Here is a 13,486-nt window from a genome sequence, read left to right on the forward strand (position 1 = left end):
GGCACTATGTCCGTACCCTGATTTGCCGAGCCTGCAATGCGCTGGCAAATCGGTCGGTCGAACTAACCCCGACCTAAAGCGTCGGGGTCTTTTTTTTGGTGGCACTATGTCCGTACCCTGATTTGCCGAGCCTGCAATGCGCTGGCAAATCGGTCGGTCGAACTAACCCCGACCAAAAGCGTCGGGCTTTTTTATACGTACACGGCTATCTCAAAATAACTTCCCCGGCATTAGCCGCTAAGAATCCACTTAGTGCACCAAGGATGTTTAGAATACAATGGATCAGCATACCCAAATAGACATTTTTCTTTTTCCAAACGATGAAGCTGATCACAATCCCAATGCCGATTATGGCCAAATAATTATGGGGCTGCCAAAAATGATAGAGTCCGAACAGGAGTCCGTTAACGATTGGGGCCCATTTTTTTAGATAGGCCATCCTGGGTAAAAGATATCCCCTGAAAAAGAGCTCTTCAACAACTGGCCCCACAATTCCGTCGATAACTATGGCCGCTAAAAAAACCTTGGCAATCAAATCCATGTCCGAGGTGCCATATCCAGGGTCAAAATACCATTCGGGCAACCAGTTAAAAATACTATCCTTAAGAAAAAGGCCCAACGGATATAAGGGGATATATACGATCGTACAGGCCAATATTCCAACGAGTGTCCACATTAAATACTGCTTCCACGAAAGTTTATCGGTATAGGCAATCACATTTTTTAGAGAGGGTTTGCCGTTCAAGTGCTTACCGTGGCTCCATAAGTGCGTTATGCCAATAGGGCCAAGCACCAAAAGTTCTACAAATAATAGGGCGGTCAAGCCAGGATATCCCCATTCGATCAGGTAGGGGCTGATTATGATGTAGGTAATCAAAATCGCCAGGCCGGGATAAAAGTGATACCATAGCTGTTTGTTAAGTTGTATTTGATCTTGTTCGATATTGAAGGAAGATTCCATGATGCATGATTTTAGTGGTTATTGCATCAAACTTCTTAATAACTAAGAATATACGCGACCGATTGCATGAAGTCGAACCCTTTTTACAACGTTCGAGTTTTTATTTACTTGAAGTAAAATGTTTATGGATTCAGTCTTTTAAATTCTGAAGGGGTCAAGCCGGTTTTGTTTTTGAATTGGGTATTGAATGAGGACTTCGAATTGAAACCGACCTCATAGAGAACTTCCAGAACCGTGAGCTTTGGATCTTTGTTTTTCATGAAAATCCGTTTCGCACGTTCGATTCTATAGGTGTTTATCAAATCGAAAAAATTTTTACCCATTACCTCGTTGATAACTTGGGATACGTTTCGTTTTGTGATTCCGATTTTTTCTGAGAGCTTTTCCAACGAAAGTTCTGGGTCTAGAAAAAGTTCATCCTTATCCAAGGCTCCGAGGATCTTTGATCGTATTGCCTCTACCTCATTCTGGGCCAAATCGCTTCCTGAATATTTTCTTCCGCTAAGTTGTGTAAGCATTGGTGATTGTTGATCCAAGGATTTAAAGATGAGGCGACCTACAAACACTCCTATGGAAAGGAGAATGATAATCACGCTTAAATTGAAATACATTGTGGCACCAAGAAATTGGAATATACTGCTCACAATCGATAGTGATAGCACAATGGACAGACCAAATAATAAGTTATATAACCATCGTAAAATCGGATATGAATAGTAATTCTTAAGATTCCGTTCGGCATTTTTCAGTCTGTGGTACGAAAGAAATATATAAGAGAAGAAATGGAGATAAATAAACAGGAAGCCTATAAAAGATTCTACAGGTTGGTTAAAGGTTGTAATTCCTTCAAGGATTTTCAGCTTGTAATCGATGGGTTGCAAGTGGTATATTATCAATAGCACAATAAAACCCAGTAAAAAGGGAAGAAAATGGATGAGGTATGAAATACGGAATTTCTTATTCCCATCGATGGTAAAAAGGGTATAAAAATAAATCAATGGCCCATAGAGAAACAGAAAGGAATCGGTCCATAGAGCAAGATTTGGATGCTCTAAGTAAAACCCATTGAGCATCAATGCACCATCAAAAAAGTCAATCTCCCACAACAAAAAGAAAAGTCCTAGAATTCGATTGGCAGTTGTATTGCCCTTTTTTGTTAAGACCAAATAAAGGCCTATTAGACCAAAAAGGGTCGCACAAACAATCGACAATGCGAAAATAACATTCATGGGGACATGATCCTTATGTACTTAAAAGATAAGCAAATACTGGATATGCACATAACGATCGTCCTAAAAGTGCATTTGTCAATGTTTCAAAGGACGCTATCGGATTTCGAAATAATCCGGTCCATACGTTTTTTAGGGCTCAATTGGATAATTGTCCCCATGCTCTTTTGGCCCTTATCCGTTTTCCGAAAATGAATTCCAGCCCTGGGCGGTCAATGGTATTTTGGCGTTGTTCCTTGAGATCAAGTGAGCGCCGTCTTGCTCGGCAGTCATATGCCCCACGACTGTCATGTTGGGATTGCCCTTTATTTTCGGGAATTCTTTCTGGTCTAAGGTGAACAAGAGCTCATAATCCTCTCCCCCGCTCAAGGCGACCATGGTACTATCGATATGGAATTCCTCGCAGGCCGAAATGACCGTGGGATCCAAGGGAATTTTATCCTCATAGAGATGACAGCCCACCTTACTGTGCTTGCATAGGTGCAGGATTTCAGAGGAGAGTCCGTCACTGATATCGATCATCGACGTTGGGTGCACGTCCAATTTTTTAAACAGATCAAACATATCCTTACGGGCCTCGGGCTTCAATTGGCGTTCCACGATATAGGAATACGGTTCAAGATCGGGTTGGTTGTTGGGGTTTACCTTAAATACTTCCTTTTCACGTTCCAAGACCTGAAGGCCCATATAGGCGCCCCCCAAGTCCCCGGTGACCACCAAAAGGTCGTTTTCCTTGGCACCGGAGCGATAGACGATATCGGTGGCCTTTGCCTTTCCGATGGCGGTAATACTGATGATCAATCCCGTGGTCGACGAGGTGGTATCCCCGCCGACCAAATCAACGTTATATGTTTTTGTGGCCAGGGCTATGCCCGCGTAGAGTTCTTCCAAAGCTTCCAACGGAAATCGGTTCGATACCGCCATCGATACCGTAATTTGGGTCGCTTCGGCATTCATGGCATAGATGTCCGAAAGGTTCACCATCACGGCTTTGTACCCCAAATGCCTCAAGGGCATATAGCTGAGGTCGAAATGCACCCCCTCGATCAAAAGATCGGTCGACACGACCGTTTTAAATCCCTTAAAGTCGAGTATGGCGGCGTCATCCCCAATCCCCTTTACGGTCGATGTTCGGGTGATCGGGAAGTGTTGTGTCAGATGGTCTATCAATCCGAATTCCCCCAATTTTTCCAAATCTGTTTTCTCCTGATTCTTGTCTTCTAGCATCTGGCAAAAATAAGAAGGATATTATAATAATCTTATCTTTAATAACTAAGAACTAAAATCAATGCTATGATGAAGAATACGTTCTACCTATTGCCAGTTCTTATACTGCTTTTTATGGGCTGCTCCAAGAACGAAGAAAAACCGGATAATGAAGATCAATTCGTACCCGAACCCCAAGTAGGATTCACCCCTTGTGAAAATGGAATGGCAGGGATGTATCCTTGTAATGGTTATGACCTTTTAGGCCGAATTTCCCTTTCCGAATTTGGGGCATTGGAAGGGAATGATGTTTGGGGATGGACAGACCACACCACGAACAAGGAATATGCCTTAATGGGCTTGGACAACGGCACGGCTTTCGTAGATATCACCGATACCGAGAATCTTATTTACCTGGGAAAATTACCTTCCGCTTCGGGCACTAGTTCTTGGCGCGATATCAAGGTCTATGATAACCATGCCTATATTGTTTCTGAGGCCGATAACCATGGCATGCAGGTTTTTGACCTTACGCGATTGCGAAATGTTAGCGATACGCCAGAGGTTTTTGATAATGATGGGCGCTATACCGGTTTTGGCAATGCCCACAATGTAGTGATCAATGAGGCTACAGGTTTTGCCTATCCTGTAGGCACTGCTCGAAATGATGCCTTTAATGGGGGCGTGCATTTTGTGAGTTTGCAAGATCCTAAAAATCCCGTTTCGGCAGGGGGCTATGGTGCCAATGGGTATACCCATGATGCACAGGTGATCACCTATAATGGTCCGGATACCGATTATACGGGGGCCGAAATATTTATTGGGGCGAATGAGAATCAGGTCGCCATCGTAAACGTGACCGATAAAGCGAATCCCGCTGGTATTGCTACTTTCGGGTATCAAAATCTGGCCTATACCCACCAAGGGTGGTTTACCGAGGATCAACGGTATTATATTTTTGGGGATGAGCTCGATGAAGTGAATTTCGGTTTCGATTCCCGTACCTTGGTTTTTGACGTATCCGACCTGGATAATCCCGTCTTACATACCACCTATACCGGTGAAACCACGGCAATAGACCACAACGGCTATGTAAAAGGCAATCAATATTTCTTGGCGAATTATAGGGCGGGTATCCGGGTGCTCGATATTTCGGGCATTGCGAATAAATCGATTTCCGAGGCAGGTTTTTTCGATACGTTCCCATCGAGCAATAGTGCCGGATTTGATGGGGTGTGGAGCGTGTATCCCTATTTCGAAAGCGGTAAGATATTGGTCAGCGATATAAACTCGGGATTGTTCATTATTAAAAAGTCGGAATAATGAAAAAATGGATTGGTTCACTTTTGGTTCTAAGTATTCTTGGCTGCTCTGTTGAAGCCGATAACAACTTTTTTATAGATCCGAATATGAATGTGGAATTCTTGGGGGAAGTGGCCTGGATCAAGAATTTTGGAGGTTCGGGGGAAGAGACGGCCCAGGCGATTATACGGACAACCGATGGGGGCTTTGCTATTTTAGGGTACACCAATAGTATGGACGGGGATATTGTAGGCAAGCCGTTTCCAGGCAATGATTATTGGTTGTTGAAGTTGGATGCTGAGGGGAACCTACAATGGAATAAAACCTATGGTGGAAGCAAGGATGATATAGGGCAGTCTGTAGCGCAGACCAAAGATGGGGGGTATATTCTTACCGGATATGCGATGAGTGATGATGGTGACGCAAGCAATAATGAAGGCTTTCATGATAATTGGATCCTAAAATTGGATGCTGCGGGAACTATGGAGTGGGAACAGAGTTTTGGATTTTCGGGCCATGACCATTCCTATGATATTATTGAAACCCAGGATGGGGGATTCTTTTTTATTGGATTTTTGGATATTACCGCGGCCCGATCAGATGGGTTTACCGAAAAAGGACAATATCTTACAAGACATGGGGTCGGGGAGTTTTGGGGCACGAAATTGGATGCGCTTGGAAATATGGAATGGAGAAGGTATTTTGGGGGCACCAATAACGATAGGGCACACGCGGTGGTGCAGGCCGATGATGGAGGATTTGTATTGGCTGGATTTTCTGAAAGTGACGATTTTGACATCAGTGCTACCAAAGGCAGTTATGATTTTTGGGTCGTGAAGATTACCAGTTTGGGTGAATTGGTCTGGGAACGATCCTTTGGTGGTTCGGGTATTGAAATTTCCTATGATATTGCCAAGACGAACGATGACGGCTATGTGATTGCGGGCAATACCTTCAGTGATGACGCAGATGTCTCGAAAAACAAAGGCGAATCGGATGTTTGGTTGATCAAGATCGATGATAATGGGAATCTTTTATGGGAAAAAACCTATGGAGGCACCCAATTTGATGCTGCACAAGGGGTAAGTGCCAGTTTGGATGGGGGATACTCCATAGCTGGTAATTCCAAAAGCTTGGATAGCGATGCAACGGTCAACGCTGGTGAAAATGACCTTTGGGTCGTAAAGACCGCTTCAAATGGGGATTTGCTCTGGCAACGATCTTTTGGGGGTTCAGCTTTGGAGTATGGTTTTGATGTGCTTGAGAATCCCGATAAAAGCATCATCGTGGTAGGCGAAAGTGCCAGTCCCGATTTCCCTGGGCTGCAAAATAAGGGAATGTCTGATGTGATCATGATCAAGATCAAATAATCATCTTTCCAAGCCTGTCATATACTTTGTCTGTAAGCCGTTGATATTTATGTGCTAAACATAAAATCCACTTCATTTTAAATCTTGTTTTTCAATAAAAAAACAGGCTTGGAATTCCGATTACGTAATAAAACCGTGCATCTTAGTGAGAACATGTTAAAAGAGAGGACACTCCACATATTTATCACTGAATTTAGTTAAATTCGCCCCCTTAAAACCGAATTAAAATGACATCAGATTATAACAAATGGCATCACCCGTACACGCCTGCAAAAGAATTCAATAAAAAAGCCGCCTATTTCAGTATGGAATTCGGCATCCACCAAGCCCTCAAGATCTATTCGGGCGGACTCGGATTTTTGGCCGGCTCCCACATGCGATCGGGCTTTGAGCTAAAACAGAATATGATCGGGATAGGCATGTTGTGGAAATATGGCTATTACGACCAAGGACGTAATGGGGATCAAACCATGCGCGCCAACTTTATAGAAAAGAACTATACCTTTTTAGAGGATTCAGGCTTAGAGGTTGAGGTTAAATTGCACGACAACCCGGCGGTCAAGGTACGGGCGATGGTGTTGAAACCTGAGATTTTCGGCACGGTGCCCATGTATTTGTTGACCACCGATGTGGAAGGCAATGATTATTTGTCAAGAACCGTCACCAATTACCTGTACGATGCCAATTATTTGACCCGTATTTCCCAAAGTATCGTGTTGGGTATTGCCGGGGCAAAGATCGTCGAAGCCTTGGGAGGGGCCGATGTCTATCATTTGAATGAAGGGCATGCGTTACCCGCCTTTTATTATTTACGTGATCAAGGTGTGAAGAAAAGCCAAATGGTCTTTACCACCCACACCCCTGAAAAAGCAGGGAACGAAGAACGCGATGGGCGTCATTTGAACCGTTGTGGTTTCTTTGGCAGGTACCTATCAGAACCTGAACTTCAGAAAGAGATGGTCAATGGGGGGATGATCAATTATACGGTTTCTGCCCTTAGAATGGCCAAAAAATCGAATGCAGTTTCAAAATTGCATGCCAAGGTATCCCAGGATATGTGGAAAGACTTCCCCGGTACCAGTAAAATCATCCCCATCACGAATGCACAGAACCAGAAATTTTGGCAAGATGAGGTCATAGAGGAAGCCCATAAGACCAAGGATGCCAAACTCTATCACGAAATTAAGATTGATTTGAAGAAAAACCTTTTCGCCGAGGTGTTGAACCAGACGAACAAGCTTTTCGACCCCAATGTGTTGACCATGGTCTGGGCGAGACGTTTTGCGGGGTATAAAAGGGCCGATCTGTTGCTCCAAGACCTGGAGCGATTTGAAAGGCTGATCTCCAACGAAAAATATCCGGTACAGATCATTTGGGCCGGGAAACCGTATCCCCACGATTTCTATGGCATCGATATTTTCAACCACTTGGTGCATTATTGCAAACAGAAATCGAACCTGGCCGTATTGGTGGGCTATGAGATTGAACTGTCGCGAAAATTGAAATGTGGATCCAATATTTGGCTCAATACCCCAAGAATTACCCGAGAGGCTTCGGGTACCAGTGGTATGACGGCAGCCATGAACGGATCGGTCAATGTTTCGACCGATGATGGGTGGATCCCCGAGTTCGCCAAGGATGGAAAAAATTCCTTTATCCTTCCGGCGATAGACCACAATATGCCAACATGGGACCAGGATAAGCTCGACAGTGAAAATCTGTATGATATTCTTGAGAAAAAGGTGATACCCACCTTCTATGATAATCCCAAGAAATGGCAGCAGATCGTTTTCCAGGGCATGGATGATGTGATCCCCGAATTTACGAGCGCACGAATGGCCGCCCAGTATTATAATGAACTATACAAATAGAAACGCTACCAGGTTGTCCTAAGGGGCACTCCTCGGTTTTTTAATCTTTTTGACCACCCGCAAGGGTGGTTTTTTTTGGCCCGTATGCAAAAATCGGGCAGGGGCGTGCCGTGGTTCCCACTTACCATAGAGAACCCTTATGCGCTTATTCGTTATAATAATGTTAGGATGTATTGCAAAACACTACATAAAACCTATATTTGTAAACTATTTAGAATCAAAACAAATAATGATACAAGTTTCAGAAACGGCGAAACAAAGGGTCATTGGTTTAATGACCGAGGATGGCTATGATGCCTCAAAGGACTATGTGCGGGTAGGCGTGAAGAGTGGCGGATGCAGTGGACTTTCGTACGAATTGACATTCGATACCGCCATGGGAGATACCGATAAGGTATTTGAGGATAACGGAGTACGCATTATCGTGGATAAGAAAAGCTTTTTATACCTGGCCGGGACTATTTTGGAATACTCCGGAGGATTGAACGGCAAGGGTTTTGTGTTCAACAACCCTAATGCACAGCGTACCTGTGGCTGTGGGGAGAGCTTTTCTTTATAATTTAAAGATTTGAAAATGATTCAATTTGAAAATAATACCATCTTCAAATTATTTCATTTTCAAATTGATTAATCGAAAAAAATGGCATATACAGAAGAGGAATTAAAAAAGGAACTCGAAACCAAGGAGTACGAGTACGGTTTTTATACGGATATCGAATCGGATACCTTTCCGGTTGGATTGAATGAGGAAATCGTAGTCGCCATTTCGAAAAAGAAGGAAGAGCCCCAATGGATGACCGAATGGCGTTTGGAGGCGTTTAAGGCCTGGAAGGAAATGGTAGAACCCGAATGGGCGAATATCACCTATAAGAAACCAGATTTTCAAGCGATATCCTATTATTCGGCCCCGAACAGCAAGCCGAAATACGATAGTTTGGATGAGGTAGATCCCGAATTGTTGGATACCTTCAAGCGATTGGGGATTTCTTTGGACGAACAGAAGAAATTGGCCGGGGTTGCGGTTGATATCGTGATGGATTCGGTTTCAGTGGCCACGACCTTTAAAAAGACCTTGGCTGAAAAAGGGATTATTTTCTGTTCCATCTCTGAGGCGATCAAGGAACATCCTGAACTGGTCAAGAAGTATATTGGCTCTATCGTGCCCCAAAAGGATAATTTTTATGCGGCCCTGAATTCTGCGGTTTTCTCCGATGGATCTTTCTGCTACATTCCCAAGGGAGTTCGTTGTCCGATGGAACTGTCGACCTATTTTAGGATCAACCAGGCCGGGACAGGGCAGTTCGAAAGAACACTGGTCATCGCCGATCAAGGTAGTTATGTCAGTTATTTGGAAGGGTGTACCGCCCCTTCACGTGATGAAAACCAATTGCATGCCGCTGTGGTTGAATTGATAGCCCTAGACAATGCCGAAATAAAATACTCAACGGTACAAAACTGGTATCCCGGTGATAAGGAAGGTAAGGGCGGGGTGTACAACTTCGTTACCAAAAGGGGTATTTGCCATAAAAACTCGAAAATATCATGGACCCAAGTTGAGACGGGATCGGCGGTTACCTGGAAATATCCTTCCTGTATATTAAAGGGGGACAATTCCATAGGGGAATTCTATTCCATCGCGGTAACCAATAATCATCAGCAAGCCGATACGGGAACCAAAATGATACATTTAGGAAAGAATACGCGGAGCACCATCATCTCGAAGGGAATTTCTGCGGGAAAATCACAGAACAGTTACCGCGGTTTGGTGCAGGTACATAGCCGTGCCAAGAATGCTAGGAACTTTTCGCAATGCGATTCCTTGTTGATGGGGAATGATTGTGGGGCCCATACCTTTCCGTATATCGAAGTGAAGAACAAGACCGCTCAGATAGAACATGAGGCAACGACCAGTAAGATCGGGGAAGACCAGATTTTTTATTGCAATCAGCGTGGTATAGAAACCGAAAAGGCCATTGCGTTGATCGTGAATGGGTTCAGCAAGGAGGTCTTGAACAAATTACCCATGGAATTTGCGGTGGAAGCCCAAAAACTTTTGGAAATAAGCCTTGAAGGCTCAGTTGGATAAATTGAATACTAAAAAGTAGCACATGTTAAAGATCATCAACCTGCATGCAGGTATAGAAGGAAACGAAATACTGAAAGGTATAAATCTTGAAGTCAATGCCGGGGAAGTACATGCCATCATGGGTCCCAACGGCTCTGGAAAAAGTACCCTGGCGGCGGTCATAGCCGGGAAAGAGGAATATGAGGTGACCGAAGGAAGCGTGGTTATGGAAGGTGAGAATCTTGAAGAGGCCTCTCCCGAGGAAAGGGCCCATAAGGGGATTTTTCTGTCGTTTCAATATCCTGTTGAAATTCCAGGGGTCTCTGTGACCAACTTTATGAAAACGGCGATCAATGAAACCCGAAAGGCCAAAGGGTTGGAGGATATGCCCGCCAATGAGATGTTGAAAATGATCCGGGAAAAAGCGGAGTTATTGGAAATAGACCGTAAATTTTTATCGCGTTCCTTGAATGAAGGTTTTTCCGGTGGGGAAAAGAAACGAAACGAGATTTTTCAATTGGCGATGTTAGAGCCGAAACTCGCAATTTTGGATGAAACGGATTCCGGTCTTGATATCGATGCCTTGCGTATTGTTGCCAATGGGGTGAACAAATTGAAAAGCAAGGATAATGCGGTCATCGTGATTACGCATTACCAGCGGCTGCTCGACTATATCATCCCTGATTTCGTGCATGTGTTGCATGAGGGGAAGATCGTGAAATCGGGTACCAAAGACTTGGCCCATGAATTGGAGGACAAAGGATACGATTGGATCAAACAGGAAACGATAGCTTAATTACAAGTTTCTAGTTTCTATTGTTTCAGGTTATGGCTACGATAAAACGTTTTGAGGATTTAGAAATTTGGCAAGAAGCAAGAAGACTTTCGAAAAAGGTCATTCACTTGTCAAAATCAACAGATCTCAAAAATGATTTTAAGCTACGAGACCAGATTAAAGGCGCTTCAGGGTCTGTTATGGATAATATAGCCGAAGGTTTTGAAAGGGATGGAAATCTTGAGTTTCGACAGTTTTTATCAATGGCCAAGGCATCTGCAGGCGAATCAAGATCGCAGTTGTACCGCATTTTTGATAATGATTACATCAACCATGATGAAATGCAAAGACTGACACGAATATGAAACACTAAGCAAAAGAATTGCAAACTTTATTAATTATTTGAACAAAAAGGATTTCAAGGGGACAAAGTTTAAGGATAGTGAACTTGAAACCTGAAACTCAAAACAAGAAACTTTTAAGAATGGATTTAAAAGATAAATTGATTTCTTCTTTCATGGCCTTTGAAAACAAGGTCGATGTGGAGCACCCCGTGCACGATATCCGCTCTGAGGCCATTAAGAACTTTGAGGAAAAGGGGTTTCCCACCAAAAAGGAGGAAGCTTGGAAGTATACCTCCTTGAAAAGTCTTCAGAAGATCGATTTCAGTATTTTTCCCAAAGAGGTCAATACCGTGGAATATAAAGAGGTGAAGAAATTTTTCATACATGAGATGGACACCTATAAGATTGTTTTCGTAGATGGTATCTACTCTTCCTTTCATTCGGAAACGACCCACGATGGGGTCGACATCTGTTTGATGAGTGCGGCCTTGACCAAACCGATGTACAAACAGGTCATCGATACTTATTTTAACCAGGTTGCCTCTAAGGAGGATTCCTTGACGACCTTGAATACCGCTTTTAGTAGGGAGGGGGCGTTTATTTATATCCCCAAGAACAAAATGCCGAAAAAACCCGTTGAGATCCTTCATTTTTCAACAGGGAACGAAGCCTCTTTGATGTTACAGCCCAGAAACCTGATCGTGGTCGAGGAAAATGCCGAACTACAGGTCATCGAAAGGCACCAAAGTTTAACCTCGAACGAGGTCTTGACCAACTGCGTGACCGAGATCTTTGCGGCTGAGCGCGCCAATGTTGATTATTATAAGATACAGAACGATGCCAAAACCGCTTCCTTGATCGATAACACCTACATTGACCAGAAAAGCAATAGTGTGGTTAAGGTACATACGTTTTCTTTCGGGGGTAAAATGACCAGAAACAACCTGAATTTTTATCAGAACGGGGAGTATATCGACTCCACCATGAAAGGGGTGACCATTTTGGGGTACAAGCAGCATGTAGACCACCATACATTGGTGCACCATATTGAACCCAATTGCGAAAGTCATCAGGATTATAAGGGTATTTACGGTGAAAATTCCACAGGGGTGTTCAATGGAAAGATCATTGTGGATAAGATAGCCCAAAAGACCAATGCCTTTCAACAGAACAATAATATTCTGATCAGCGACAAGGCGACCATCAACACGAAACCCCAATTGGAGATTTTCGCGGATGATGTAAAATGTTCGCACGGGTGTACCATTGGTCAGTTGGATGAGGATGCCATGTTTTATCTACAATCCCGGGGAATCCCCAAGAAGGAAGCCAGGGCTTTGTTGATGTATGCATTTGCCAATAATGTACTGGAAAGTGTGCGTATCCCAGAGTTGAAAACACGAATCAATCGACTCATAGCTGAAAAACTAGGGGTACGATTGGGGTTTGACTTGTGACATGGGGAAAATTGCCTTCCATCCGAAAGAGATTCGCAAAGATTTTCCGATCTTAAACCGTAAGGTCAATGGGCATCCTTTGGTCTATTTCGATAATGCCGCTACCTCACAGACACCAATACAGGTCATCGATGCGATTGTCGATTACTACAGTAATTACAATGCGAACATTCACAGGGGGGTGCATACGCTATCCCAAGAGGCAACCAATAAATACGAACAGGCCCGTATAAAGATCCAAAAGCATTTCAATGTGGCCAAAGTCCAGGAAATTATTTTCACTTCGGGAACGACCCACAGTATTAATCTGGTAGCGAATGGGTTCTCTTCCCTGTTGAAAAAAGGGGATGAGCTGATCGTTTCGGCCTTAGAACACCATTCGAACATCGTTCCATGGCAAATGCTGTGCGAGCGAACCGGGGCCGTTCTAAAGGTTATTCCCATGAATGAGGAAGGTGAATTGCTGATGGATGCCTATCACAATTTGTTGTCGGACAAAACCAAGTTGGTTTTTTGCAACCATGTGTCGAATGCCTTGGGAACGATAAACCCGATCAAAAAAATAATCGATGCCGCCCATGAGGTAGGGGCGGCCGTATTGATCGATGGTGCCCAGGCCGCACCCCATATCATAGCGGATGTACAGGCATTGGATGTGGACTTCTATACGGTTTCGGCCCACAAGATGTGTGGCCCAACGGGTGTAGGTATGTTGTATGGCAAGGAGGCTTGGTTGAATAAATTGCCCCCGTATCAAGGCGGTGGCGAAATGATCGCTGAGGTGACCTTTGAGAAAACGACCTATGCCGAGCTGCCCCATAAATTCGAGGCAGGTACGCCCAATATTTGTGGTGGGATCGCTTTTGGCGCGGCCTTGGATTATATGAATGCCATTGGTTTCGATGC

Annotated in this window: 11 protein-coding genes and 1 pseudogene; 9 read left to right on the plus strand and 3 right to left on the minus strand. The window is 43.9% G+C overall.

Annotated elements, in window-relative coordinates; genetic code table 11:
- Positions 1 to 205: 205 nt before the first annotated feature.
- The 3 genes from WBM98_RS13715 to thiL all read right to left on the minus strand — a co-directional run bounded on the left by WBM98_RS13715 (position 206) and on the right by thiL (position 3,417).
- Entirely contained in the window at positions 206 to 961 is a 756-nt protein-coding gene (locus WBM98_RS13715; RefSeq protein ID WP_424366590.1) for a lysostaphin resistance A-like protein, read from the minus strand.
- Positions 962 to 1,083: 122 nt separating this feature from the next.
- A complete protein-coding gene (locus WBM98_RS13720) occupies positions 1,084 to 2,127 on the minus strand; it encodes a helix-turn-helix domain-containing protein (protein WP_424366591.1) in 1,044 nt (347 codons plus the stop codon).
- A gap of 237 nt (positions 2,128 to 2,364) precedes the next feature.
- Complete coding sequence (gene thiL, locus WBM98_RS13725) at positions 2,365 to 3,417, minus strand: thiamine-phosphate kinase (RefSeq protein ID WP_424366592.1); 1,053 nt, start codon at positions 3,415 to 3,417, stop codon at positions 2,365 to 2,367.
- Positions 3,418 to 3,486: 69 nt separating this feature from the next.
- Here thiL and WBM98_RS13730 point away from each other — a divergent pair, with 69 nt between their 5' ends.
- The 9 genes and pseudogenes from WBM98_RS13730 to WBM98_RS13770 all read left to right on the plus strand — a co-directional run.
- Positions 3,487 to 4,719, plus strand: coding sequence for a choice-of-anchor B family protein (locus tag WBM98_RS13730; RefSeq protein ID WP_424366600.1), 1,233 nt, complete (start codon positions 3,487 to 3,489; stop codon positions 4,717 to 4,719).
- A complete protein-coding gene (locus WBM98_RS13735; RefSeq protein ID WP_424366593.1) occupies positions 4,719 to 6,068 on the plus strand; it encodes a hypothetical protein in 1,350 nt (449 codons plus the stop codon). Before WBM98_RS13730 ends, WBM98_RS13735 begins: the two co-directional genes overlap by 1 nt.
- A gap of 227 nt (positions 6,069 to 6,295) precedes the next feature.
- On the plus strand, positions 6,296 to 7,939 hold the full coding sequence (gene glgP, locus WBM98_RS13740; RefSeq protein WP_424366594.1) for an alpha-glucan family phosphorylase: 1,644 nt from the start codon (positions 6,296 to 6,298) through the stop codon (positions 7,937 to 7,939).
- Between the two features lie 229 nt (positions 7,940 to 8,168).
- Positions 8,169 to 8,498, plus strand: a complete 330-nt coding sequence (locus WBM98_RS13745; RefSeq protein WP_424366595.1) for a HesB/IscA family protein — start codon at positions 8,169 to 8,171, stop codon at positions 8,496 to 8,498.
- Between the two features lie 81 nt (positions 8,499 to 8,579).
- On the plus strand, positions 8,580 to 10,025 hold the full coding sequence (gene sufB, locus WBM98_RS13750) for a Fe-S cluster assembly protein SufB (RefSeq protein ID WP_424366596.1): 1,446 nt from the start codon (positions 8,580 to 8,582) through the stop codon (positions 10,023 to 10,025).
- A gap of 22 nt (positions 10,026 to 10,047) precedes the next feature.
- A complete protein-coding gene (gene sufC / locus WBM98_RS13755) occupies positions 10,048 to 10,800 on the plus strand; it encodes a Fe-S cluster assembly ATPase SufC (RefSeq protein ID WP_424366597.1) in 753 nt (250 codons plus the stop codon).
- A 32-nt stretch (positions 10,801 to 10,832) separates the two neighbouring features.
- Positions 10,833 to 11,238: pseudogene (locus WBM98_RS13760) on the plus strand (four helix bundle protein).
- A 25-nt stretch (positions 11,239 to 11,263) separates the two neighbouring features.
- Positions 11,264 to 12,580: a Fe-S cluster assembly protein SufD gene (gene sufD / locus WBM98_RS13765; RefSeq protein ID WP_424366598.1), complete on the plus strand. Its 1,317-nt coding sequence runs from the start codon at positions 11,264 to 11,266 to the stop codon at positions 12,578 to 12,580.
- A 1-nt stretch (position 12,581) separates the two neighbouring features.
- Positions 12,582 to 13,486 (plus strand): aminotransferase class V-fold PLP-dependent enzyme (locus WBM98_RS13770; RefSeq protein ID WP_424366599.1); only part of this gene is annotated, 905 nt, incomplete at its 3' end.

This window comes from Maribacter sp., from assembly GCF_049667165.1.
In the GTDB taxonomy this organism is placed as follows: domain Bacteria; phylum Bacteroidota; class Bacteroidia; order Flavobacteriales; family Flavobacteriaceae; genus Maribacter_A.

Bases quoted from the DNA above. Each gene is read 5' to 3' on its own strand.
- WBM98_RS13715 (WP_424366590.1), bottom strand. From the start codon at position 961: ATGGAATCTTCCTTCAATATCGAACAAGATCAAATACAACTTAACAAA.
- thiL (WP_424366592.1), bottom strand. From the start codon at position 3,417: ATGCTAGAAGACAAGAATCAGGAGAAAACAGATTTGGAAAAATTGGGG.
- WBM98_RS13730 (WP_424366600.1), top strand. From the start codon at position 3,487: ATGAAGAATACGTTCTACCTATTGCCAGTTCTTATACTGCTTTTTATG.
- WBM98_RS13735 (WP_424366593.1), top strand. From the start codon at position 4,719: ATGAAAAAATGGATTGGTTCACTTTTGGTTCTAAGTATTCTTGGCTGC.
- glgP (WP_424366594.1), top strand. From the start codon at position 6,296: ATGACATCAGATTATAACAAATGGCATCACCCGTACACGCCTGCAAAA.
- WBM98_RS13745 (WP_424366595.1), top strand. From the start codon at position 8,169: ATGATACAAGTTTCAGAAACGGCGAAACAAAGGGTCATTGGTTTAATG.
- sufB (WP_424366596.1), top strand. From the start codon at position 8,580: ATGGCATATACAGAAGAGGAATTAAAAAAGGAACTCGAAACCAAGGAG.
- sufC (WP_424366597.1), top strand. From the start codon at position 10,048: ATGTTAAAGATCATCAACCTGCATGCAGGTATAGAAGGAAACGAAATA.
- sufD (WP_424366598.1), top strand. From the start codon at position 11,264: ATGGATTTAAAAGATAAATTGATTTCTTCTTTCATGGCCTTTGAAAAC.